Source organism: Sphingomonas sp. GC_Shp_3 (assembly GCF_026540945.1).
Taxonomy (GTDB): Bacteria; Pseudomonadota; Alphaproteobacteria; order Sphingomonadales; family Sphingomonadaceae; genus Sphingomonas.
The window spans coordinates 219,095-241,587 of sequence record NZ_JALNUT010000002.1; the positions used below are offsets into that span (position 1 = coordinate 219,095).

Annotated in this window: 21 protein-coding genes and 1 tRNA gene; 10 read left to right on the plus strand and 12 right to left on the minus strand. The window is 65.9% G+C overall.

The genetic code is table 11. From position 1 onward, the window contains the following. Nucleotides 1-229 precede the first annotated feature (229 nt). From OXR00_RS06785 to OXR00_RS06795, 3 genes are all read right to left on the minus strand, one after another. A complete protein-coding gene (locus OXR00_RS06785) occupies nucleotides 230-1,585 on the minus strand; it encodes a hypothetical protein (RefSeq protein WP_267387373.1) in 1,356 nt (451 codons plus the stop codon). 323 nt (nucleotides 1,586-1,908) lie between these two features. Beyond that, on the minus strand, nucleotides 1,909-3,036 hold the full coding sequence (locus OXR00_RS06790; protein WP_267387905.1) for a mechanosensitive ion channel family protein: 1,128 nt from the start codon (nucleotides 3,034-3,036) through the stop codon (nucleotides 1,909-1,911). Nucleotides 3,037-3,095: 59 nt separating this feature from the next. Next, nucleotides 3,096-4,100 (minus strand): DNA topoisomerase IB, encoded by a 1,005-nt coding sequence (locus tag OXR00_RS06795; RefSeq protein WP_267387374.1) that lies wholly within the window; start codon nucleotides 4,098-4,100, stop codon nucleotides 3,096-3,098. Between the two features lie 103 nt (nucleotides 4,101-4,203). On the opposite strand from OXR00_RS06795, the gene OXR00_RS06800 reads away from it, so the two are divergent. Continuing rightward, nucleotides 4,204-4,755, plus strand: a complete 552-nt coding sequence (locus OXR00_RS06800; RefSeq protein WP_267387375.1) for a type 1 glutamine amidotransferase domain-containing protein — start codon at nucleotides 4,204-4,206, stop codon at nucleotides 4,753-4,755. Between the two features lie 56 nt (nucleotides 4,756-4,811). Here OXR00_RS06800 and OXR00_RS06805 read toward each other — a convergent pair whose 3' ends face one another. Continuing rightward, complete coding sequence (locus tag OXR00_RS06805) at nucleotides 4,812-6,191, minus strand: putative O-glycosylation ligase, exosortase A system-associated (protein ID WP_267387376.1); 1,380 nt, start codon at nucleotides 6,189-6,191, stop codon at nucleotides 4,812-4,814. Continuing rightward, a complete protein-coding gene (locus OXR00_RS06810) occupies nucleotides 6,184-6,336 on the minus strand; it encodes a hypothetical protein (protein ID WP_267387377.1) in 153 nt (50 codons plus the stop codon). The genes OXR00_RS06805 and OXR00_RS06810 overlap by 8 nt, the downstream gene beginning before the upstream one ends. Before the next feature lie 95 nt (nucleotides 6,337-6,431). On the opposite strand from OXR00_RS06810, the gene OXR00_RS06815 reads away from it, so the two are divergent. The 6 genes from OXR00_RS06815 to OXR00_RS06840 all read left to right on the plus strand — a co-directional run bounded on the left by OXR00_RS06815 (nucleotide 6,432) and on the right by OXR00_RS06840 (nucleotide 12,629). After that, on the plus strand, nucleotides 6,432-7,670 hold the full coding sequence (locus tag OXR00_RS06815; protein WP_267387378.1) for a TIGR04063 family PEP-CTERM/XrtA system glycosyltransferase: 1,239 nt from the start codon (nucleotides 6,432-6,434) through the stop codon (nucleotides 7,668-7,670). Between the two features lie 38 nt (nucleotides 7,671-7,708). Further along, nucleotides 7,709-8,704, plus strand: a complete 996-nt coding sequence (locus OXR00_RS06820) for a hypothetical protein (protein WP_267387379.1) — start codon at nucleotides 7,709-7,711, stop codon at nucleotides 8,702-8,704. 49 nt (nucleotides 8,705-8,753) lie between these two features. Then, nucleotides 8,754-10,187: a cysteine--tRNA ligase gene (gene cysS / locus OXR00_RS06825; RefSeq protein ID WP_267387380.1), complete on the plus strand. Its 1,434-nt coding sequence runs from the start codon at nucleotides 8,754-8,756 to the stop codon at nucleotides 10,185-10,187. Nucleotides 10,188-10,469: 282 nt separating this feature from the next. Further along, nucleotides 10,470-11,840 carry a 3-deoxy-7-phosphoheptulonate synthase class II gene (locus OXR00_RS06830; RefSeq protein ID WP_267387906.1) on the plus strand — a complete coding sequence of 457 codons (1,371 nt, stop codon included), beginning with the start codon at nucleotides 10,470-10,472 and terminating at the stop codon, nucleotides 11,838-11,840. A gap of 59 nt (nucleotides 11,841-11,899) precedes the next feature. Then, a tRNA-Glu gene (locus OXR00_RS06835) sits at nucleotides 11,900-11,974 on the plus strand. Nucleotides 11,975-12,287: 313 nt separating this feature from the next. Beyond that, a complete protein-coding gene (locus tag OXR00_RS06840; protein WP_267387381.1) occupies nucleotides 12,288-12,629 on the plus strand; it encodes a hypothetical protein in 342 nt (113 codons plus the stop codon). Between the two features lie 117 nt (nucleotides 12,630-12,746). On the opposite strand, the gene OXR00_RS06845 is transcribed toward OXR00_RS06840, so the two are convergent. From OXR00_RS06845 to OXR00_RS06855, 3 genes are read right to left on the minus strand one after another with little or no spacing between them, the layout of a single operon-like run. Then, nucleotides 12,747-14,087, minus strand: coding sequence for a mannanase (locus tag OXR00_RS06845; protein ID WP_267387382.1), 1,341 nt, complete (start codon nucleotides 14,085-14,087; stop codon nucleotides 12,747-12,749). Beyond that, nucleotides 14,084-15,037, minus strand: a complete 954-nt coding sequence (locus OXR00_RS06850; RefSeq protein WP_267387383.1) for a glycosyl hydrolase — start codon at nucleotides 15,035-15,037, stop codon at nucleotides 14,084-14,086. The genes OXR00_RS06845 and OXR00_RS06850 overlap by 4 nt, the downstream gene beginning before the upstream one ends. Nucleotides 15,038-15,096: 59 nt before the next feature. Continuing rightward, on the minus strand, nucleotides 15,097-15,357 hold the full coding sequence (locus tag OXR00_RS06855; protein ID WP_267387930.1) for a hypothetical protein: 261 nt from the start codon (nucleotides 15,355-15,357) through the stop codon (nucleotides 15,097-15,099). Between the two features lie 168 nt (nucleotides 15,358-15,525). Here OXR00_RS06855 and OXR00_RS06860 point away from each other — a divergent pair, with 168 nt between their 5' ends. Together OXR00_RS06860 and OXR00_RS06865 are read left to right on the plus strand one after the other, a co-directional pair. Then, a complete protein-coding gene (locus OXR00_RS06860) occupies nucleotides 15,526-16,668 on the plus strand; it encodes an SGNH/GDSL hydrolase family protein (protein WP_267387384.1) in 1,143 nt (380 codons plus the stop codon). A gap of 97 nt (nucleotides 16,669-16,765) precedes the next feature. After that, on the plus strand, nucleotides 16,766-18,568 hold the full coding sequence (locus OXR00_RS06865; protein WP_267387385.1) for a glycoside hydrolase family 9 protein: 1,803 nt from the start codon (nucleotides 16,766-16,768) through the stop codon (nucleotides 18,566-18,568). A gap of 74 nt (nucleotides 18,569-18,642) precedes the next feature. Here OXR00_RS06865 and OXR00_RS06870 read toward each other — a convergent pair whose 3' ends face one another. From OXR00_RS06870 to OXR00_RS06880, 3 genes are all read right to left on the minus strand, one after another. Then, complete coding sequence (locus tag OXR00_RS06870) at nucleotides 18,643-18,864, minus strand: hypothetical protein (RefSeq protein ID WP_267387387.1); 222 nt, start codon at nucleotides 18,862-18,864, stop codon at nucleotides 18,643-18,645. 88 nt (nucleotides 18,865-18,952) lie between these two features. Beyond that, entirely contained in the window at nucleotides 18,953-19,456 is a 504-nt protein-coding gene (locus OXR00_RS06875) for an isoprenylcysteine carboxylmethyltransferase family protein (RefSeq protein ID WP_267387388.1), read from the minus strand. After that, nucleotides 19,453-20,538 (minus strand): type III polyketide synthase, encoded by a 1,086-nt coding sequence (locus OXR00_RS06880; protein WP_267387389.1) that lies wholly within the window; start codon nucleotides 20,536-20,538, stop codon nucleotides 19,453-19,455. Before OXR00_RS06880 ends, OXR00_RS06875 begins: the two co-directional genes overlap by 4 nt. A gap of 90 nt (nucleotides 20,539-20,628) precedes the next feature. On the opposite strand from OXR00_RS06880, the gene OXR00_RS06885 reads away from it, so the two are divergent. Then, nucleotides 20,629-22,182: a DHA2 family efflux MFS transporter permease subunit gene (locus OXR00_RS06885; RefSeq protein WP_267387390.1), complete on the plus strand. Its 1,554-nt coding sequence runs from the start codon at nucleotides 20,629-20,631 to the stop codon at nucleotides 22,180-22,182. A 77-nt stretch (nucleotides 22,183-22,259) separates the two neighbouring features. Here the strand turns inward: OXR00_RS06885 and OXR00_RS06890 are convergent, their stop codons facing one another. Then, complete coding sequence (locus OXR00_RS06890; RefSeq protein WP_242153164.1) at nucleotides 22,260-22,457, minus strand: hypothetical protein; 198 nt, start codon at nucleotides 22,455-22,457, stop codon at nucleotides 22,260-22,262. Nucleotides 22,458-22,493 lie beyond the last annotated feature (36 nt).

Consider the following 22,493-nt stretch of genomic DNA (forward strand, 5'->3'; position numbering starts at 1 on the left):
TAGTGGGAGCGTCGGGCGGCGGCATTTTTCATGGCGCGAGGGGGAAGGCGCTGTACCGGCGACTGCGCAAGGCCGATGATTCCGTAGGTAAAACAAAGCGACCGCGCTGTTTGTTACGTTGTCTGTTACGTCGCGCTCCGTAGCCGCGCGAGGAGCGACGAGACCGAGCCGGACCGCTCCAACGCGGTGTATCCGCAGTGTGTACCGATTCGCAGCAACCCTTGCGGCGTCAACCGCGTCGCCGCAGCGTCCCGACAAGCTCGGGCTTTCGCCTGCGAAGCGACGCCGCCCGGTTGCGCGGTGCGAAGCGCAGCGCGCCCGATCGCAAGCTGGACGGCGCAACCGGCAACGCACCGACGATCGCCCCGACCGCACCGATCAACAGCAGCATCGCCGTGTCGACCGCCTCGGCGTAGCAGTAGCTTAGCAGCAAGGCGACACAGTAGAGCGGCACGCGGTCCAGTGACGGCGCCGCCAGCCCTCCCTGCCGCAAGGCGTGCCGGATCGCCCGCCACAATGCCAGACCCAGGAAACCGATCGCTATGGCGATCCCGAACACCCCGCCTTCAACCGGCACGCGGTGATATTCACCGTGCACGTTCATCGCCAGCCCGGTCGGGCCGTAGGTGCCGATCGCCCATGTCCAATATCCGGTTGCACCAAGGCCGAACAGCGGATGATCCGCAAACAGCCGCCGGGCGTTGCGGTTCACGAACTCGCGGATCATGTCGCTCTGGTCGCCGATGGATTGGACCGTGAAGAAGTAGCGGGTCGAGGCAGCGCTATAGTCATGCGAGGCGCTGAGCAGCTGACGGTGGATATACCCGCTGTCGTCGAGCAGGATCAGCCCGGTGGTCAGCGCGATCACGCCCGCCATTCCGAGCTTTACCGCTAGCGGCATCCGGCACAGCGCGAACAGGATACAGAACAGCATCAGCGCCTTGCGTTCGCCGCTCATCAGGATGACGACGAACGCCAGCAGCAGCGCGGCCGGAAACAGGATGCGCGCCTTGTCCTTGATCCAATCCTCCAGACCGAACAGCGGAATAAGCGCGAGCGACAGGATCAGCTTGGTATCGGACAGGTATTTCCACGTCACATAATGGTGGTGGAGCAGATGCCAGACGATGAGGTGTAGCGCGATCGCCGCGCTCACGATGCCGACGCCTTTCAGAAGGAATGCGGCGTCAACCCGCCTGGCCGCCTGCGCGTAGGCGTATAGCCCGAGCAGCGCGAAGGCGGTGATGGCAAACTGTACCGTGCGCGCGACGCCTGCCGAGCGCGACACCATGAACGCGGTGACGGTCGCGTCCGCCACGTACAAGGTGGCCAGCACGAACACCGGATCGATCCGGCGCCAGCTGGCGCGAAACGCCCAAAGCCCGACCCCCAGCGCCAGCATCACCACCACGCCCAGCGCGAACAGCTTGTAGCAGAGCGACACGACCAGCAGCCCAAGCGCCGCCAGTATCGCGCCACGCGGCGTCACCAGTTGCACCGTCCCGGCGCGGCGCGGCCCGGTGCGCAGGCCGGCACGACGGCTTTGGAAGGGCGCGCGGCTACCGTGGGCAAGGGCCTGCGTCATGTGCCTGCGCCACCGCGCATATGTCTGTATCGCTCCATCCGGCGCGCGTACCATGCGCACCGCCTGCGCGGCATCGCATCGCCTCGGTTTCGGTGCGATCTCCCGCCACCGTGCGCCGCGTGGCTCGATTGTGTTCAATATGAGCGTGAGGCGTCCGGCGCTGCCTAGTGGTCGGCATCGTGCCGCGCATCGTGGGTGGCGGTGAGCACCGCTCTGGTGCTGGTCGAACCGTTGATCACCGCGTGGTCGTGGATCAGCGGCGGCGCGATCCCTGCTCTGCCAGTTGTGCCGCCAACGCTCCCGCCAAGCGAAGGCATCGGCGGTTACGCTTCGCCTTTGTCCAGATCGACCTGTTTTACGCCGACGGGATCGGCATAGGGCATGATGATCGTGCCGTCGGGCGCGGCTGTGTAGGTGGTCTGGGTCGGATAGGCGATCGTGATCTTTTCATCGGCGAAGCGGCGCATGATGCTGACCATCAGCCTGTCGCGGGTCGGGTGCGCGGTGCCCCAGTCCTCGCCGGGGATGTCGAACAGAAGCGCGAAATCGAGCGAGCTTGCGCCGAACGATTCAAAACCCGCCCGCGCTGCCGTCGCGCCTTCCGCCTCCACCAGTTCCTTGAGGATGCCGGGCAGCCGCGCCAGTACGTCGGGCGGCGTTTCATAGGCGACGCCAATCGTAAAGCCGAGGCGGATGTGGTTGCGCTGCGAGACGTTGAGGATTTCCTTGTCGAGCAGGTTCTTATTGGCGATCACGCGCAGTTCGCCGGAATAGGCGCGGATGCGCGTCGATTTCAGCCCGATGCTGTCGACGATGCCGCTGCTGTCACCAAAGCTGATCTTGTCGCCGCGCCTGAACGGCCGATCGAACAGGATGGCGAGCGCCGCGAACAGATCGGCGAAGATGCCCTGCGCGGCAAGGCCGATCGCGATGCCGCCCACGCCAAGCCCCGCCACCAGCCCGGTGACGTTGACGCCGAGATTGTCGAGCACGACGATGAACGCGATCGCGAAGACCGCGAAGGTGATGAGCAAGCGGATGATTCCCATCGCGCTTTCCAGCGCTTCGCCGGCATAATGTTCGGAGCCGGTACGCCGCGTGATCGCGCCGAGGATGATCTCGCGCGCCCAGATCGCCACCTGGAACACGGCCGCGATCGTGAACAGGAACTTGATCGTCGCGGCGACTTCGGGTGGCGCGCCGGCATATCCCTGCACGAGTTTGGCGGCGACCATCACGATGAAGAAGTTCTTCGTCCGCACGATCGCATGGCCAACCACCGGCCCCCAGCCAGCGAGTTTGAAGCGACTGCTGCATAGCTTCGCCCCGAGCTTGCGCAACGTCGCCAATACGACGACGATCACCGCGCCGACGCCTAGCGCGATCAGGATCTGCAGCCAGTGCGTGCCGAGCCAGTCGAACGTCGCGCCGACCAGGTCGCGGAACTGCATGTTGATGTCGCGCACCTTTACCGGCGGAAGGATCGGCGCGGTCGTATTACTCATGTCGGTTATGCAGCCCTTGATGCTTCGGGCACGCCACCCGCCTCCAGAAACGCGATCAGCCCGCGTTCGGTGCGGCTGAGATAGCGCGCGCTTCGGGGCAGGCGTGTCGCGCGAAGCGATGCCTGCCCGCTCTTGGTCGCCTCTATCAGCAGCGGATGAACGTAGGATTTCCGGGAAATCGCCGGCGTATTGCCCAACGCCGCCGCGACCGGCTCCAGCATCGTCTTGAGGCCGATGTCATGCTCCGCACCGATCAGCGTTTCGAAGGCGACCACGCTCGCACTCCAGGTGCGGAAATGCTTGGCGGTATAGTGGCCGTCCATCGCCTCGCGGATATAGGCGTTGACGTCCGATGAGGTGACCGGGTGCGACTCGCCGGCATCGTCCATCCAGCGGAACAGGTGCTGACCGGGCAGATCCTGGCACTTCTTCACGAACCGGCTTAGCGAGGCGTCGGTGATGGTGAGCAGCCGCATCTTGCCGGACTTGGCCTTGTACTGCAGCTTGAGCGTCTTGCCCTTGAGCGCAGCATGGCGGCGGCGCAGCGTGGTCGCGCCATAGCTCTTGTTTTCCTTCACATACCCTTCGTTGCCGACGCGGATATGGCCGAGATCAAGCAGCCGCACGATCGCCGACACCGCCGCGTCCTTGCCGAGCCCGCGCCGCTTGAGATCGGCCTCGACCCGCGCACGCAATTTGGGCAGCGCGCGACCGAACGGCGCGCACAGGTCGTATTTGGCGCAATCCTGCGCGGCACGAAAATCGAGATGATAGCGGTACTGCTTGCGGCCGCGTTCGTCCCAGCCGACCGCCTGGATATGGCCGCACGGGTTGGGGCAGAACCACGCGTCGCGGTAGGCCGGCGGCAGGCCGATACGGTTGAGCCGGTCGATCTCGTCACGATTGGTGATGCGGTTGCCGTCCGCGTCCCAATAGCCCCAGCCGTTCCGCACCTTGCGCCGCGTAATGCCCGGATCGCTGTCGTCGTGATAGGTGATCTCGCCGGTCATCGTGCTTTGCTCCATGGCTTTCAAAATGCGCGGTCTGTCGCTTCGTTCCGGAACGGAGCCGCACGGCCGGGGGTTTGAGGCGCATCTGCCAAGGAGATTCCCCGTGACCGACCTTTCCCACGCCCACGTCCTCATCGTCGCCACCGATGGCTTCGAGCAGGCCGAACTGTTTGAACCGCGTCAGGCGCTGCTCGATGCCGGCGCGAAGGTGACGCTTGCGTCCCTCTCGACCGATCCGATCCAGGGCATGAAGCAGGATGAGAAGGGTGACACGATCACGCCCGACCTGACTATCGACGATGTCGATACCGAGGATTACACCGCGTTACTGCTGCCCGGCGGCGTCGCCAATCCCGATGCGCTGCGCATGAATGATCGCGCGGTCGATATCGTCGAGGAATTCGTCGATGCGGACAAGCTCGTCGCGGCGATCTGCCACGCACCGTGGCTGCTGATCGAGGCGGACGTGGTCGACGGCAAGACGATGACGAGCTGGCCCTCGCTGCGCACCGATCTCGCCAACGCCGGTGCTGACGTGGTGGATGAGGAAGTGGTGCGCGACGGCCAGTTCATCACCAGCCGCAAGCCCGACGACATCCCTGCGTTCAACAAGGCGATCATCGCCGCGTTGGCGGAAGAAACCGCGGACGCCTGAGGCGTTCGGGCCGGGCGCGGAGCGTGCCCGGCCCAAACCCCTTGAGGGTACGAGGATCAGGCCGGCGCCGGCTCGGTCGCACCACTCGGCTCGGCCTCGCGCTTCGCCTTGCGGAACGGCCGCCAAGCTCCTTCGGATCGCTTGCGCGCCAGATAGGTGTCCAGCCCGATCTGCGCGCCGATCAACTGATAGATGAACGGCTGGAACGCGATGCCGACGAAGGATGCGCCGAGCAGGTAGATCAGCAACGCCGATTGCAATGCCCCCGCCAACGGCGCCACCCACGCATCCTCGGGCGCGGGCTTGCGGTAGCGGCGCCTGAGCATCTCCATGCGGAAGATGCCGACCAGGTTCAGACCGCCCCACAGCACGATCCCGGGCCAGCCCTGTTCGCCCAGCATCTCGAAATACGAACTGTGATAGGCACGCGCCCGGTCCGAGGTCGGGATGTGCTTCAGCGTCATGTTGCTGCCGGTGCCTTCCGCCACGATAAGATCGTAGTTGAGCACGTCCTGCCGGTACATGTCGAAGCCGCCGCCGAACGGGTGCGTCTTCGCGTAATTCCACGTCCACTGCCACACCGCCAGCCGGGTCGAGGCGGATTCGTCGGCCTTGTAGGTCTTGATCGTTCCCATCCGCGACACGAACGCCGATGGCAGGAACGGCACCGCCACCACGCCGATCGCAGCGATCACGCCGATGTAGAGCATCTTGCGTTTGGCATCGCGCAGCAGCAGCACCGCCGCCAGCACGATGCACAACAACCCCGTCCGCGCCGAGGTGCCGACCGGGATCATGCAGCACGCGAACACCAGCGCGTAGCAGAACAGCTTCACCTTCCAGTCGGGTTTGAAGATCGTGCCGTGGCTGGCGAACCACAGCACCAGCGGCACGATCGCCACCGCCACGGTCGAGATGATCGAGCCTTCGTACAGGCCGCTGTTGTTCGAGACCATCAGGTTCAGTTCGCCGTAGCCGCCGCCCGACACCACCGTCTTGATCCCGCCGACGATGATGATCGACGATGCCGACAGCACCATGAACAGCAGCAGCGCCTCCACGCGCAGTTTGGTGCGCAGCGTCAGCGGCAGGAACGCGGCGAACACCAGCGCCTTCCAGACCCAGTCCCATTTGTCGGCGGCGGCCTGCGGGAAGTCGGCGTTGAGCGTGGTGATTCCGCAATATGCCAGCAGCAGCAGGATGATGAACTGGCGCGGCGCGAGCCGCACGTCACGCTTATCGTCGATCAGCGCCCAGCTCAGCACCGCCGCGCTGAACGCGATCAGCGAGATCGGGATCGAATTGAGCAGGAGGTAGGTCAGGCGCTGCGGGCTGACCACGTCGATATAGATATAGGCGAGCACGAAGATGAACGGCTTGCGCAAACCCGCCAGGAAGAACGCAGCCAGGAACGCGACAAAGATGAGGTCACGCACCCGGCCGATCCTCCCTGCCCGGCTTGGTCCGCGCCGGCCGATCGCGCGGACTGGGCTCGCGATCGAGGTCGGGCCGCTTCAGCAACGCCCAGATCGCCAGCATCATCAAGCCGTGGCTGATCGCGAGCGCAAAATTGTCGATCATAGCGTCGTCCCTGCGCTGCGTAGCCTCGGTTCGCACCCGCATAGCCCGCGCGAAGTTGAGGCTCCGTTAAGCAGTCGCGTGGCAGATGAAGCCGCATGAAGATCCTGCACGTCCTCGATCATGGGTTACCGCTGCAAAGCGGCTACACCTTTCGCACGCGCGCGATCCTGAAGGCGCAGCAGGCACGCGGCTGGGAGGTCGCGGCGGTCACCGGCGTGCGGCAGGGCGTGTCGGACGTGAGCGCGGAGACGATCGACGGCATCGACTTCCACCGCACTCCACGCGCGCCCAAGCTGCCGCCGGTGCTGGGCGAGCTTGCCGAAATCCACGCGTTGTCGCGTAGCGTCGCGGCGGTGGCGGAGCGGTTCCGGCCCGACATCATCCACGCGCATTCGCCGGTTCTGGGGGCGCTTGCCGCCTTACGGGTCGCGCGTGCGAAAAGGCTGCCGCTGGTGTACGAGATCCGCGCGTTCTGGGAGGATGCGGCGGTCGGCAACGGCACCGGCAGCGAAGGCTCGCTTCGCTACCGCGCCACCCGCGCGCTCGAAACATGGGCGGTGCGCCGCGCCGATGCGGTGTCGGTGATCTGCGAAGGCCTGCGCGGCGACCTGCTCGCGCGCGGTATCGCGCCGGGCAAGATCCTCGTTTCCCCAAACGGCGTCGACCTCTCACTGTTCGGCGACCCTGCCGCGTATGATGACGTCCTGGCCACGCGGCACGGCATCACCGATGCGGAGGTGATCGGCTTCATCGGCAGCTTCTACGATTACGAAGGTCTCGACGATCTGATCGCCGCCATGCCCGCCCTGGTCGCGGCACGGCCAGCCGCGCACCTGCTTCTGGTCGGCGGCGGGCCGATGGAGGATAGGCTGCGCGCGCAGGCCGCCGCCTCGCCGGTTGCGGCCCACATCCACTTTGCGGGCCGCGTGCCGCACCAGCAGGTCGAACGTTATTACAGCCTCGTCGACATTCTCGCCTACCCGCGCAAGCACATGCGGCTGACCGATCTCGTCACGCCGCTCAAACCACTGGAGGCAATGGCGCAGCGCCGCCTCGTCGCGGCATCGGACGTCGGCGGGCACCGCGAACTGATCCGCGACGGTGTTACCGGTACGCTGTTCCCGCCCGGCGATCCCGGCGGCATCGCTGCCGCGCTCGCCGATCTGCTCAGCCACCGCGACGGCTGGGAAGCACGCCGCACACGCGGTCGCGCCTTTGTCGAAGCTGAGCGCAACTGGGCGGTGAACGTGGGCCGTTACGAACCGGTTTACCAAAAACTTACCGATACTGTGCCATCACACGGATCATGGTCGCGTCCCCCCGTCAGCGTCTGATCCTTCCGCTTGCGCCCACCGGCGCAGGGGTGGCAGGCGTGCTCATCGCCCTTGTATTCGCTGTCATGCCGACCTCCACGCTGGAGTCGCTCGTCGTCGACAGCGGGATCGCCGCGCTGGTCAACGCGGCGCAACCGCCGCTCGGGCTGACCGCACGCGCGATGTTGGCGCTGGTCGGTGGCGGGGTCGTGTCGGTGCTGGCCTGGGTCGCGCTGTTCGTCGCGGTCGGCACGCGCTTGATCATCCTGCAAAATCCCCGCGCGACCGGCGTTGCCGGGCCGGCCTTGCGCCGTGCCGACGTGCATCCCGATGCGCCGCCGCGCCAGCCGGTGTTCGCCAACCGCGATCTCGGCACACCATTTCTGGAGGTGCGCGCCGAAGTGGCTCCGGTCGAGCGGGCCCTGCCCGACGATCTCGACATGCCGCTCGCCGCGTTCGATCCGCAATCCTTCACCGCGTCGTTCGACGCGCAAGCGCCGGAGCCAGAGCGACCGATGCCGACGTCCCGCCTCGCTCCCGCCGAGCCGCCGCTGCCGATCCGGCTCGACACGTCCGATACACCCGACCGGATCGCTGCTTCGCTTCGGCTGACTCCTGCTCCATCGCAGGCCGAGGCGCCGACGCCGCCAGCGGCGCAAGCGGCGCAAGCGGAACCCGCCGCCTTGCCCAGACTGATCCGGCGCGACACCGGTCGCGCCATCGACCTGATCGCCGCTTCCATGCTTCAGGCGGCGCCGGCGCCGACCGCCGAAGATTTCGCCGAAGAGCCCGACGAGCCGGCCAACCTGCCCGCCTCGGTCCGCGTGGAGACCGGTCAAGCAATCGACCTGATCGCCGCCTCGATGCAGCAGACGCCCGCGCGCGCGCCGGAGGGCGATCCACCCACCTCGGTCCGCGCGCTGCTCGACCGGCTGGAACGCAGCGTCGCCCGGCGTGACGTCACGCCGGACCCCGCTCCGACACGGGCCGCACGGCAGGAGTCGATCCGCGACACGCTCGACACTCTGCGCGGCCTCGCCACCCGCGCCGGCTGACTTCGTCGCCGATTTGCGGGCCGGCGCGCGCGCCGCTAAGGGCTGCGCGATGACCGGCACCCCCCTCACGCTCTACAACAGCCTTACGCGAACCCTTGAGCCATTCGCCCCGATCGACCCCGCCAACGTGCGTGTCTATTCGTGCGGGCCGACGGTCTACAACTATGCGCACATCGGCAATCTGCGCGCCTACGTCTTCACCGACACGCTCAGCCGCGTGCTGACGTGGAAAGGCTATCCCCTCACCCACGTCATCAACATCACCGATGTCGGGCATCTCACCTCGGATGCCGATGCTGGCGACGACAAGATGGAAGCCGCCGCGCGTGCCCGCTCGATGAGCATCTGGGATATCGCCGCGCACTATACGCAAGCGTTCAAGCAGAACCTCGCAGATCTCAACATCCGTGAGCCGGCGCACTTCCCGCTCGCGACCGATCACATCGCCGAGATGATCGCCTTCGGCGAGAAAATCGCACCCGATCACTGCTACCAACTCGATAGCGGTCTGTATTTCGACGTCTCGACCGTGCCCGATTATGGCCGTCTCGCCCGCGTGAGCGATGATGAACGCGAAGGACGGATCGATCCGGTCGCCGGGAAGCGCCATCCGCAGGACTTCGCGATCTGGCGCACGTCCGAGCCCGGCGAGAAGCGCCAGATGGAATGGGACTCCCCTTGGGGTCGCGGCGCACCCGGCTGGCATCTCGAATGTTCGGTGATGAGCCGCAAATATCTCGGCGACGGTTTCGACATCCACACCGGCGGCATCGACCACCGCGAGATCCACCACCCGAACGAAATCGCGCAGAACCAGGCGTTCTGCGATTGCGCGGATACCGGCGCGCGGGTGTGGATGCACAACAACTTCCTGGTCGAACGCGCTGGCAAGATGTCGAAGTCGTCAGGCGATTTCACCACCTTGCAAACACTTGTCGACCGTGGTTTCCACCCGCTCGCCTATCGCCTGATGTGCCTGTCGGCGCAGTACCGTAGCGAACTCGAATTCTCGTGGGAAAACCTCGCTGCGGCGTCCACCCGGCTGAAGCGGCTGGTGATGGCGGTCGAGGCGCTGCGGGCGCGCGACGATGGCGCGGTGAAGGGCGATGCGACCGGATATCGCACGCGGTTGGATGAGGCAGTCTCGGACGATCTCGGCACGCCGCGTGCGCTGCCGGTGCTGGACGAGATGCTGGCCGACAAGAAGCTGTCACCAACGGTTCGATTGGCGGCGCTGTCGGATTTCGTCGACGTGCTCGGCCTGCCGCTGCTGACCCTCGCCCGTGCCGATCTGCGGGTGATGCCGGCAGGCGTGGCGATCACCCCAGACGACATCGAGGCATGCCTTGCCGAGCGCAAGGCTGCGCGGGTGGCGAAGGATTTCGCCCGCTCCGACACACTGCGCGACCAGCTTGCTGCCGCGGGTGTCGAGGTGATGGATGGCGACCCGCTCGGTTGGGACTGGAAGCCGGCGGTAGACTGACGGCACGATTACTCTAATCGGGTAAACCCACTTGCGGAATTTACCCCGTTCGCGTAATTACGCCGCATGACAACGCTTGCCGGCATCAAGATCAAACGCTTCCGAGAAGACCGCGCGCTTAGCCGGGCGGCGTTCGGCGCGTGGTACGGTGCGCCCGGCAGCACGGTGCAGGGCTGGGAAGAAGACGGCAAGCGCGCCGGCAGTCAGGCCGTCAACCAGATCGCCGCGAACGGTATCGCCACGCATGCCGACTGGTACATCCAAATTCGAATGGAGAACGACATGAGCACCTGGGCGCCCGATAGCTGGACGACGGCCGAGGCCCGCCAGATGCCGACCTATCCCGACGCCGCCGCGCTCGACGCGGCCACCGACCAGCTCGCCAGCTTCCCGCCGCTGGTGTTCGCCGGCGAGGCGCGCAACCTCACCGGCGATCTCGCCAAGGTCGTCGAAGGCAAGGCGTTCCTGCTGCAAGGCGGCGACTGCGCTGAATCGTTCGCAGAGCATAGCGCCAACAACATCCGCGACACCTTCCGCGTCATCCTCCAGATGGCGGTGGTGCTGACCTATGCATCGAAGCTGCCGGTGGTGAAGGTCGGCCGGATGGCGGGCCAGTTCGCCAAGCCGCGTTCGGCCGATACCGAGACGATCAACGGCGTCGAGCTGCCGAGCTACCGTGGCGATAACGTCAACGATATCGCCTTCACGCCGGAAAGCCGCATCCCCGATCCGCAGCGCATGGTGCGCGCCTACAGCCAGTCGGCGGCGACGCTCAACCTGCTGCGCGCCTTTGCCGGCGGCGGCTATGCCAACCTGCACCAGGTCCACCGCTGGACGCACGATTTCATGGGTCGCAGCCCGTGGTCGCAGAAATATGCTGCTGTCGCCGACCGGATCGGCGAGGCGCTCGACTTCATGGAAGCGTGCGGGATCAACCCCGAAACGGTGCCGCAGCTGGCAGAGACGCGCTTCTATACCAGTCACGAGGCGCTGTTGCTGCGCTACGAACAGGCACTGACCCGGCAGGATTCGCTGACCGGCGACTGGTACGACACCTCGGCACACATGCTGTGGATCGGCGACCGCACCCGCTTCGAGGGCAGCGCCCATGTTGAATATCTGCGCGGCATCGGCAACCCGATCGGCATGAAGTGCGGGCCTTCGCTGGAGCCGGACGCGCTGCTGCGCCTGCTCGACACGCTCAACCCTGCGCGCGTGCCCGGTCGCATGACGCTCATAACCCGCTACGGCCACGACACGATCGAGGCCGGCCTGCCCAAGCTTGTCCGCGCGGTGATGCGCGAAGGCCATCCGGTGGTGTGGAGCTGCGACCCGATGCACGGCAACGTCGTCAAGGCCGCCAACGGCTACAAGACCCGACCGTTCGAGCGCATCCTTGCGGAAGTGCGCGGTTTTTTCGCGGTGCACCGCGCCGAAGGCTCGATCGCGGGCGGCATTCATGCCGAGATGACCGGGCAGAACGTCACCGAATGCACCGGCGGCGCGGTGGCGGTGACCGAGCAATCGCTGGCGGATCGCTACCATACGCACTGCGACCCGCGCCTCAACGCTGGCCAGAGCCTCGAACTGGCATTCCTGCTGGCGGAAATGCTTAACGACGAAATGTCGGAGCGTCGCCGCGCCGCTGCGTAGCGATAATCCGGCTTGACGCAGCGGAGCGTGCGCCGTACTGCGCCGCTTCGACTGCGCACGGCCCCTTCGTCTAGCGGTTAGGACGACGCCCTCTCACGGCGTAAGCACGAGTTCGATTCTCGTAGGGGTCACCAGGTCGCATCATCCCTCACCTGCATCGGTATTGCTGCTAAACACGTGGGTGAGCGCAGGCATGACAGCCGGGCGTGCCGCATGGGCAGGTTCCCACCCGTCAACGATCGGCACAAGACAGACCCGACGCGTGACTTAAATCAGGACGATTGTCGGCAAGTTTCAGCCGGGCTTCGAGTTACTCGGCAGTGACATGCCGCGGCATCGCGAAGGGCGGTTGTGCGATAAATTGCGTGGCGAGACATCGGCTCGCAACGAAACCGATGCCTCCACCGAGCATTTCCTTCTGTTCCGGACTCGAAGGAGAAGAGGGCGATGATGAACCAGACACCAACCGCCGACTCTTCGTTCAAGAGTGATCGCCAGCCATCTGGCGATGCACAGGCGCAAGCCTCGCTACTGCTTGTCGAAAGCCTCGTGCACAGTCTGCTCGACAACGGCGCGCTCAGCAAAGCGCAGGCGCTCGAGGCAATCGACAGCGCATATACCGTCAAGGAAGAGAGCGCGAAGGACGAGAAGGAGTTGGCCGCCACGCTTCGGCACTCGTTGGCGCTGTTGGAGAAGATGCGAAACAGCATCAATGCGCACCAATGCCGCTACGATCATGCATCCGGCGCGGGACCGCAGCCCGCACAAGTCGATAGGGGCGCCGATTGACCCCGCCTGATCTACGCATGGCCGGCCTGCGTGCGCGACCCGCCCGGCGAGGCAATCCGCGCAGCGCTCTTCCCCCTGTGCCCGGCTGCTATTGCCGCACCTTGCCTTCGCCCTGCCTCAGCGCGGCTGCGGCAGGCGCGCAACGCGGGCGGCGTGATCGGCAACAACACGAACGGTCGTATCGCCGGTAAAGATGCCGTACCACCCTTGTGGCTCGTGTGGCGGGTCGCCCATATAGGCACGGTCGCCGGGGTGGAAGCGGAAGTCGCCATGCTGTGCGCGCGCCTCGCCGTTCCACGCCCAAAAATTGGTGCCGGCGATCGGTCCGCCCGCCGCCATGTCGCGCTCGGCAGCGGCGTAGATCAGTTCGTAAAACCGATCCTTGAACCGCGTCGCGACCGCCGGATCGTTGCTGCCGCCGTCGCGTGGATAGCCGAACTCCTCGATCACCAGCGGCTTGTCGAGCGTGCGCGCGAAGCCGATGTGCTGCGCGATATAGTCCTCGGTCAGCGTCTCGCCGCGCGCATAGCTGCCGGGCAGGTCGGTCTGGCGCACCCAGTCCCAGTTGTTCGGCCAGATGTGCGCGGTCAGATAATCGATCTCGGCGATGCCATGTTCGGCCAGCACGATCTCCGGCTGTTCAAGCGCGCCCTTCAACCCTTCCGAGCCGGTGCAGACGAGGTGGTTGCGATCGAGCGACTTGATGAGCCGCGCCGTGCCCCGCACCCAGGCGTAGAATTGTGGCAGCACCGCATGCGCGGCATCGCCGGCGGGCCGCGGTTCGTTGGCGAGCTGCCACGCCATGATGGTCGGATCGTCGACATAACTGCGGCCGGTCACGCCATTAGTGCGCGTGACGACTCGGCGCACCCAATCGTAATACAGGCCGACCGCACGATCATCGCCGTAGAAATTTGCGTTGAAATTGGCGAACGCCGGCCACGGATGCGCGGGGTCGTTCATGTCGAGATACTGCCCGCCGTTGACGTACCACAGATAGGTCATCATCCCGCCCGACCACTCCCAGAAGTTGGTCAGGTACAGCACCGCGCGAATGTTGCGCTTCGCCATCTCGGCCAGCGCGAAATCCAGCCCGCCGAGCAGTGTTTGGTTGACGGTGGTGGCGGTGCGGAACCCCGGCTTGATCGCATTGCGCAACGGGCCTTCCTCGGCGGAGGCGAGGATGCGCAGATTGGTCACCCCCATCGCCGCCAGCGCGTCCAGCTCCCGCGTCAGCCGCGCGCGGTTGCCGTACGGCGCGTCGGAGCCCAGGTAGGCGGCATACCACATGTTGCCGCCGACAAAGCGGTACTGCCGGTCGCCCGCCATCAGCCGCATGCCGTCGCGACGCACGAAGTCGCGCGCCGGTGCGGCGGCTCCGCCCGCCGCTACCGTGGTACATCCCGCCAGCAGCACCGCCGACGCCAGCAGCGCGCGCCGATCGATCTTTCCGGTCATCGCATTCCTCTCCCCCGCCGCGCGGCGATCTCGTTGAGCGTCAGATAGCGTTTCGCCGTATAGGCCGCGCGCAGATCGGTCACGCCGTTCTGGTCGGGCGATTCCAGCCAGCGCGTGTGCCACGTCATGAACCACAGCCAGTCGGCATCCGGCCCCAAGCTCGTCGGGTCGGGAATCGGCCCGTTCTCATGCAGGCAGATCGGCACGCTGTCGCCGACGATCCGCTTCACTGCGGCGAACATCGGCGCAAGGTTGCCGTGATGATCGACGTATATGTCCGCCCCCGCGATATCCACCATGCCGCGCCCAGGGTAATAAAGCGCATCGACGTTTTGTCCCGCCCAACCCAGCACCCAGATCAGATTGTCGAGCCGGTGCTGGCCGCAAAACCGTTCGTACATCGTTCGCCACAGGCCGAGGAACCCCTCCGGCCCATGCTTGCCCCACCAGAACCAGTCGCCGCTGAATTCATGAAACGGTCGCCATAGCACCGGCACCTTATGGTCGCGCAGCCACGCCAGTTCGCCCGCCACCGCGTCCATCTGCTCGGTCATCAGCCGATGTTGGGTGGCGCCCTGCCGCAGCGCGGCGAACACGTCGAAATCGCGCTTGGAATTTTCATATCCCGTTCCGATGTCCGGCGCACCCCAATGCCAGCACAAGGTCACGACGCCCCCGCGCTGGTGCCAGTCCAGCGCACGCTCGCGCACGCCGCCCCAGTCGGCCGGGTCAATATAGTCGAGGCCGAGCAAAGCGGGCAGCTTGCCGGTGGTACGCTCGATATACTCCAGCTCGTCACGCGATTTACTAGGGCTTTCCTGTTGCCCGCTCAGCGTTCGCCGACCGTAAAGCGACCATAGCCACGCATAGAGCGCCCGCGCCGGCCCGTTTGCAGCCGGGTTGGACAAGCGCCGCACCGCGCTGGCGGCGCCGAGCCGCCGAGGCAGCATCGCACACGACGCCGCCCCGGTCAGCGTGTGCCGCCGCGTGAGGACCGGCCCGCCGCCCCTCACCGCGTACCGCAACGGACCGGGCCGGCGACATCCAACGCGTTAGCGGTAAGGCCGCTGATATATCTCACAGTATGAAGGTCGCGCAGCAGCTCTTGAGACGCGCGCGTGTCGCCCTGGTCACGTCCACCAGTGCCGCCATCGCCGAGGCAATGCCTGATCCAGGAGATGACGTGGCCGGGCTTCATGAAGTCGTCACCAGCGCGGCCCTGAATGCTCTCGATCATCTGCTTAGACGATCGCGGGACGTCGTCCGGCACCGGGGCCATGCCTACGATCCAGTCCTCAGCCACCGATGACCTCACGATCTTTCGTCACCATACCACGGTGGCCATAGACATCGGAAAAGCAAATCATTTCTCTACGTTGTCCGGCCGCCGATGCGCGCCTAAGGTATTCTCCGATAACACAAAGTGGGGAAGAGGATCATGGTCGGCAGGCGCTTCGATCACAGGCTGGTGCTGCTCGCGGTCATGGCCGCCCCGCTCTGCGCCGCGTCCGCTCCGCAACCGCCGGGGGCGATCGTGCAGCTCGGCGCTGATGTTGCTCAGGGCCGACCGCTTGCGCTTCACATTGGCGGGCGTGTCGTGACGAACGGCACTGCGCCAAATATGCGCTATCAACGACAATGGCCGGGCACCTATCTCGAGGCGCGCTTTCGCGGTCCGGCGGTCGATCTCGCAGTCGGTCCGGGTGACGTCTCGCTACGCATAACCGTCGATGGCCGTGCGCCGATCGCGCTGGTGCGGCCGGCGGTGGCCCGCTACCGGATCGCAGCACCCGGCACAGGCGATCACCGCATCCGCGTCGATGTCGTCAGCGAGAGTCAGGCCGGCCCGACCAGCTTCGGCGGCCTGTTCGCACCCCTTGGCACGACCCCGCTCGCGCCCCCGCCGCCGCGTCGTCGGCAGATCGAGTTCATCGGAGATTCGCACACCGTCGGCTACGGCAACACCGCGACCACCACGGATTGCACGCAGGATCAGGTCTGGGGGACGACCGACACGCCACACGGCCCCGCCGGCATTACTGCCGCGCATTACGATGCAGACTATCAGATCAACGCGATCTCGGGGCGCGGCATCGTGCGGAACTACGATGGTTTCGCCGCGCCGACCATGCCGCAGGCCTATCCCTACGCGCTGCTCGACGGCAAAACGCCCGAGCGGAGCACCGGCTGGCATCCGCAGGTGGTGGTGTTCGCACTCGGCACCAACGATTTCTCGACAAAACTCAAACTTGGCGAGCGCTGGGCCACCCGCGATGCACTCCACGCCGATTACGAGCGCACCTATGCCGCATTCGTGCGGCAGGCGCGGCAGCGCTACCCGGGGGCGTTCGTATTGCTATGGGCTACCGACCTCGCCAATGGCGAAATCGCACGCGAGGCCAGTCTTGTCGCCGCGAACCTGCGACAGGCAGGCGACCGGCGCATCGCGTTCGTGGAGGTAGACGGCCTGCATTTCACCGGCTGCCATGGCCACCCCGATCTCGCCGACGATCGCACCATTGCCGCCACGCTGGAACGGGTGATCGATGCGCAACCCCGCGTATGGGATCGGCACAAGTGATCGCAGCGTCGGCGCCGGCGGTCGATCCCGTCGTCTCGGGCGACAATGCCGCCTGCCGCGCCAGCCGCTATTCATGATCTTCGGGAAGGACTACCGTATGGCATGCATCGGCCGGATCACCGGGGCCGCGACGCTAATCGCGCTGCTCGCCAACACGCCTGCCCCCGCGATCCACCTCAACCAGATCGGCTTCCGTCCCGACACCTCACAGCGTGCGATCCTCGCCACGTCCGCCACCGCGCCGCTGCCGTGGCGCCTGCTCGACGCGCAGGATCATGTCGTGACCACCGGTCAGACCCAGCCGTTCGGTGACGATGCCGCCTCCGGCGATCACGTCCACCGGATCGACCTTGGCGGGGTCCACATGCCCGGAACCTATCGGATCGAGGCCGGCGGCGTGGAATCGCACCCGTTCGCGATCGGCGCGGAGGTGTACCGCCCGCTGTCGCGCGCCGCGCTCAACTATTTCTACCAGACCCGCGCCGGCATTCCGATCGAGGCGGCGTTCGCCGGCGGCAAGCCGTGGGCGCGCGCCGCCGGTCACCCGCACGAGGTCGTCACTTGCTTCAAGGGCGTCGATCGCGCTGGCACGACATGGCCGGGCTGCGGCTATTCGCTCGACGTGACCGGCGGCTGGTACGACGCGGGCGATCAGGGCAAATATGTCGTCAACGGCGGCATCGCGGTGTGGACGCTGCTCAACCTGTACGAGACGAACGCCGCCGCGCCGCCCTTCCCCGACGGCAGCGCCGCGCTGCCGGAGGCGGGCAACGGCAGCAACGATCTGCTCGACGAGGCGCGTTGGGAAATGCGCTTCCTGCTCGCCATGCAGGTGCCCGATGGCGAGCGTCTCGCGCTGCCGCACGGCCGACAGGGCGACGGCCCGCTCCACCTCGCCCTTACCGATGCCGGCGGCATGGCGCATCACAAGGTCGCGGATCGCAACTGGACCGCGCTGCCGACCGTCCCCGCCGACGATCCGGAGGAGCGGCTGCTCTACCCGCCCAGCACCGCCGCCACGCTGAACCTTGCCGCCACCGCCGCGCAATGCGCACGCATCTGGAAGCCGATCGACCAAGTGTTCGCGCACCGTTGCCTCATCGCGGCGACCAAGGCGTATCAGGCGGCGCTACGCAACCCGGATGTCTACGCCGCGCAGCATTTCAACGGTAGCGGCGGCTATGGCGACGACGATCTGTCGGACGAACTCTACTGGGCCACTGCGGAACTCTACGCCACGACGAAGATGCCCGAACTCGCCGACGCGTTGCACCGCATGGCGCTCCACGCCGCGCCGCTGGGCGATGCACCGGGCTGGGGCAGCACCGCCGCGCTCGGCACGATCACGCTCGCCACCGCCGCTGGCATACCGGCGGCGGAACGCGACGCCGCCCGCGCGAAACTGGTCGCGCTTGCCGACCGCTTCCTCGCCGAGGATGCCCGCTCCGGGTATCACATCCCCTATGCGTCCAACCGCTACCAATGGGGATCGAACGGCACCATGCTCAACCGTGGCATCATACTGGCGCTCGCCGCGCGGTTCACCGGCAAGGCCGCGTATCGTGACGCGGTGGTCGATGCGGCGGACTATGTGCTCGGTCGCAACCCGCTCGATCAAAGCTATGTTTCAGGCTTCGGCTGGAAGGCAATGCGCCACCCGCATCATCGCTTCTGGGCGCATTCTCTCGACGCACGCCTGCCCGGGCCACCACCGGGCGTGATGAGCGGCGGCGCGAACAATACCGCCTTCGCCGATCCCACCTCCGCCACCCTTAAGGGGCGCTGCGCACCGCAGCGATGCTGGCTCGATGACGCGCGCGCTTATGCCGACAACGAGGTCGCGATCAACTGGAACGCGCCGCTGCTGTGGGTGTCGACGTATCTGACCATGCCGGACTAACGCCTAGCGCACGGATGTCGTGCGCTCACGAAGCCTCACAGCATGGCAATTGAGCGGTTCACGTCCGGTCGGGCTTAGTCGCGGTGGGAGGGCTGCTGTTTCGCCATCCGCTGGTCGCGGATTGCCAGCATCTTGGCATGACATGTCGGCGAGGTTTCATCGATTCGCTGGATCATGCACGCTTCGGCGGCTTTGCGGTTGAACGCCTTTACCTGGGCGGGGCAAAGACGCTTGGCATCCGCGAAACAGGCCTTGCGCCCCTCGTCGGCAGCCGCTGCGGGCGTGGCCGTCCCCACGACGGCAAGCGCTAGAACCATCGCCAGATATCCTGCTCGTTGCATATGTCGTCCTACTCGTCCGGGGGTTGCTTTACGTCGCGCATCATCAGGCGTGGCTCACGCCGTTGTCGCCTAACGCACGGTTTTCGGCGGTGATCCTGATCCAAAGGACTAGCGCGTTGAGGATCGAGAACAGCAGCGCGATCCACGGCAACCCAAACGCCAGCGGCAACAACGCAATCTCGGCGATGACCACGCAATAATTCGGGTGGCGCAGGAACCGGAACGGCCCACCCGTCACCAGCGGCGCGCCGGGCAGCACGATGATGCGCGTTGTCCATCGCCGGCCCAGCGTCGCCAGCACCCACACGCGCAGAACCTGCATCACCATGAAAAGCGCGAACAGCGTGAGATTGACAGAAGCCCGCCATCCGAACCACCACAGCGCGGCGAGCCACGATGCGTGCAGCACCACCAACAGCGGATAATGCCGACGACCGACTTCGTACGCACCACGGCGCAGCAGAAACGCGGTGTTGCTGCGCGCTATGAGGAGTTCGATCAGCCGCTGCACGGTGACGAACACCAGCACCGCAATGGCAAGCGTCATGCCGCGCGCTTCAGGGTAACGGTGCTGGCGGTGAAGCCGGGTCCGAGCGCGGTCAGCACCGATACCGGCGGCAGCGCGTCGGCCCGCACCCGGTCGAGCACAAACAGCGCGGTCGGGGCCGACATGTTGCCGTGGTCCCGCAAGGTCGCGCGTTCATGGTCGAGCGAGCCCTGGTGCAGCGACAGGGCGAGTTCCAGCGCGTCCACCACTTTCGCACCGCCCGGATGGCAGATGAAACGATCCACCGCCTCCACCCGCAGGTTCTGCGGACCGAGCATTTCGTCCATCGCCGCACGCATATTGCGTCGCGCGAACGCTGGTATCGCGCGGTTGAGCACCACGCCGAAGCCACCGGCCTCGATCTCCCAACCCATGATGTCGAGCGTGTCGGGCCATGTCTTCTCGGCGGAAGCACTCACCTCCGCGAAACCCTCGTCGCCCACCTTCAAGATGCAGGCGCCCGCGCCATCACCAAACAACGCTGTCGAGATGATGTCCGCCTTGCCGGTCCCTCGCGTCCGCAACGTCAGGCTGCACAATTCGATCGTCACGAACAGGACGATCGATCCCGGTGTCGCGCCCGCCAGCTTCGCGGCCAAGCCAAGCCCCGTCACACCGCCCGCGCAGCCAAGCCCGAACACCGGCACGCGGGCGACGTTCTGGCGGAAGTCCATACGACGCATCGCGCGCGCTTCCAGGCTTGGCGTGGCGATGCCGGTGGTGGACACGGTCACGATCGTATCCACATCCGCCGCCGCCAGCCCGGCGGCGGCGAGCGCCTTGCCGGCAACCTCGACGAACAGGTCGTCGGCGGCGGCCAGATAGGCAGCGGTCTTTTCGGTGAAGTCGCGCGGGGTGCGATACCAGTCCGGCGGGCACGCCAGTTGCCGGGTCTGGATACCGGCGGTTTCGAACACCGATGCCATCCGCTCAAAATCGCCAAAGCTTTCGCCGAGCACGTCCCGGCTGATCTCCAGCGCGACCGCCTGATCGAGGATATGGGGTGGCGTCGCGGTCGCCAGCGACAACATCGTTACCGGGTGGCGCATGCAGGTCCTATCCGACCGGCGTTCCCGGCACATCTGTTATGTCGCGAAGGAAACGATCTCCCGCGCCGTGGGTTCCGGCAAGGGTTGATCCAGCCCGCCGAAGTGTCGTTCCCGAAAGGTATCATGACCGAGTCCCAACCGCACGTGACCGCCCGTACCTGGATCGGTTTCGCCTTCATGTGCCTCGGCATGTTCATGGCGATCCTCGACATCCAGATTGTAGCGACCTCCCTACCGACGATCCGCGCCGCGCTTCACATCGGCGCGGATCAGATGGTCTGGGTGCAGACCGCGTACCTCACCGCCGAGATCGTCGCCATTCCGATGACCGGTTATCTGACACGGCTGCTCGGCATGCGTCGGCTGTTCGTGGTGGCGATCACGATGTTCACGCTCGCCTCGGCCGGGTGCGCGATCAGCCACAACTTCGCGACGCTGATCGCGTTCCGGGTCTTGCAAGGATTTGCCGGCGGCACACTGATCCCGGCGGTTTTCTCGGCGGTTTTCCTGCTGTTCCCGCAGCGTAGCCAGGGGCTTGCCACGACGATAGCCGGTCTGGCCGCCGTTTTCGCGCCGACGATCGGCCCGATCGTCGGTGGATGGTTGACGCAGACCTATTCGTGGCATTGGCTGTTCCTGGTTAATATCGTGCCCGGGATCGTCGCCGCGACCGGCGCCGCCGCCATGCTGCCGCGCAGCCCAATCGATCGCCACGCGCTGCGGACGATCGACAGCGTCGCCGTGCTCTTGCTGGCTGTCGCGCTGACCGCGCTGGAGATTGGGCTGAAGGATGCACCACGGTTCGGCTGGGGCTCGCTGCGGGTGGCAATGCCGTTGGCGCTGTTCGTCGTGGGCGGCGTTGTGTTCGTCTGGCGCACATTGCGGTCACAGCATCCCATTGTCGAGCTTCGAAACTTCGCCGATCGCAATTTCACAATCGGCTGCGCCTTCAGTTTCGCGCTCGGCGTCGGGCTGTTCGGATCGACCTACCTGATGCCGTTCTTTCTCGGGCTTGTGCGCGGGCACGGCGCGCTCGAGATCGGCGAGATCATGCTTGTGACGGGGATCGCGCAACTCGTCGCCGCCCCGATCGCGGTTGCGCTGGAGCAACGCGTCGATGCGCGCGTGCTGACCGGCCTCGGCTTCGGGGTGTTCGCCGTCGGCATGGGGATGAGCGTGACGCAGACCAATGATACCGACTTCGCGCAGATGCTCGTGCCGCAAATCCTACGAGGCGCGGCGATCATGTTCTGCCTGCTGCCGCCGACGCGGCTGGCGCTCGGCAACATCCAGGTGCGGATGGTCGCGGATGCGAGCGGCCTGTTCAACCTCATGCGCAATCTCGGCGGGGCAATCGGGCTGGCGCTGATCGATACCGTCATCTTCAGCCGAAGTGCCGGACATGCGCGAGACATCGCGAGCAGCCTGCGCCACGGAGACGTCGCCACGGCGGTGTCGATCGGCATTCCGCGCGACGCGTTTCTCGATCAGGTCGGCCAGCCGATCGGGCCCGAGGTCGAGGAGATGGTGCGACCCTTGATCGCAAAGGCCGCGCTGGTTCACGCGATCAACGACGCATGGTTGATGCTCGCGGTGCTGACCGCGGTTTCGCTCCTGCTGATCGCGCTGGTCCGCAGGGGGAAGCAGGCGGACCAACACGCATCGCAGCGCCCGTAGACGACAGGCGGCCTTGGCCGACTTACGTCCCGCACAGACGCCCCCGTCCCGCCGCGAAGGCGAAGCAGTCCCGCTCCTCAACCCTCGTCCAGATCGAGGAACGCGACCACGTCGCTTTCGGTCGCCAACCAGAGGCCGGTCTGTACGTCCTCGGGCTGCTGTCGCGCCACCATCAAGGCTTCGCCGAGCGGGCCGTAGAACAGGGTCTGCGCGGCCGCATCCTCTTCGCTCAAGTGATATAGACGGGCGCTGGCGGTGCTGGAAACGGTACGCATCCTACTTTCCTGTCATTGCCGCTTGTCAAGTTCAAG

What these genes read in the sequence shown, in the direction of transcription:
- OXR00_RS06790 (WP_267387905.1), bottom strand. Translation starts at nt 3,036, where the DNA reads ATGCAGTTCCGCGACCTGGTCGGCGCGACGTTCGACTGGCTCGGCACG.
- OXR00_RS06815 (WP_267387378.1), top strand. Translation starts at nt 6,432, where the DNA reads ATGAAGATCCTGCACGTCCTCGATCATGGGTTACCGCTGCAAAGCGGC.
- OXR00_RS06785 (WP_267387373.1), bottom strand. Translation starts at nt 1,585, where the DNA reads ATGACGCAGGCCCTTGCCCACGGTAGCCGCGCGCCCTTCCAAAGCCGT.
- OXR00_RS06795 (WP_267387374.1), bottom strand. Translation starts at nt 4,100, where the DNA reads ATGACCGGCGAGATCACCTATCACGACGACAGCGATCCGGGCATTACG.
- OXR00_RS06845 (WP_267387382.1), bottom strand. Translation starts at nt 14,087, where the DNA reads ATGACCGGAAAGATCGATCGGCGCGCGCTGCTGGCGTCGGCGGTGCTG.
- OXR00_RS06850 (WP_267387383.1), bottom strand. Translation starts at nt 15,037, where the DNA reads ATGCTGCCTCGGCGGCTCGGCGCCGCCAGCGCGGTGCGGCGCTTGTCC.
- cysS (WP_267387380.1), top strand. Translation starts at nt 8,754, where the DNA reads ATGACCGGCACCCCCCTCACGCTCTACAACAGCCTTACGCGAACCCTT.
- OXR00_RS06860 (WP_267387384.1), top strand. Translation starts at nt 15,526, where the DNA reads ATGGTCGGCAGGCGCTTCGATCACAGGCTGGTGCTGCTCGCGGTCATG.
- OXR00_RS06880 (WP_267387389.1), bottom strand. Translation starts at nt 20,538, where the DNA reads ATGTGCCGGGAACGCCGGTCGGATAGGACCTGCATGCGCCACCCGGTA.
- OXR00_RS06840 (WP_267387381.1), top strand. Translation starts at nt 12,288, where the DNA reads ATGATGAACCAGACACCAACCGCCGACTCTTCGTTCAAGAGTGATCGC.
- OXR00_RS06875 (WP_267387388.1), bottom strand. Translation starts at nt 19,456, where the DNA reads ATGACGCTTGCCATTGCGGTGCTGGTGTTCGTCACCGTGCAGCGGCTG.
- OXR00_RS06810 (WP_267387377.1), bottom strand. Translation starts at nt 6,336, where the DNA reads ATGATCGACAATTTTGCGCTCGCGATCAGCCACGGCTTGATGATGCTG.
- OXR00_RS06865 (WP_267387385.1), top strand. Translation starts at nt 16,766, where the DNA reads ATGGCATGCATCGGCCGGATCACCGGGGCCGCGACGCTAATCGCGCTG.
- OXR00_RS06885 (WP_267387390.1), top strand. Translation starts at nt 20,629, where the DNA reads ATGACCGAGTCCCAACCGCACGTGACCGCCCGTACCTGGATCGGTTTC.
- OXR00_RS06890 (WP_242153164.1), bottom strand. Translation starts at nt 22,457, where the DNA reads ATGCGTACCGTTTCCAGCACCGCCAGCGCCCGTCTATATCACTTGAGC.
- OXR00_RS06830 (WP_267387906.1), top strand. Translation starts at nt 10,470, where the DNA reads ATGAGCACCTGGGCGCCCGATAGCTGGACGACGGCCGAGGCCCGCCAG.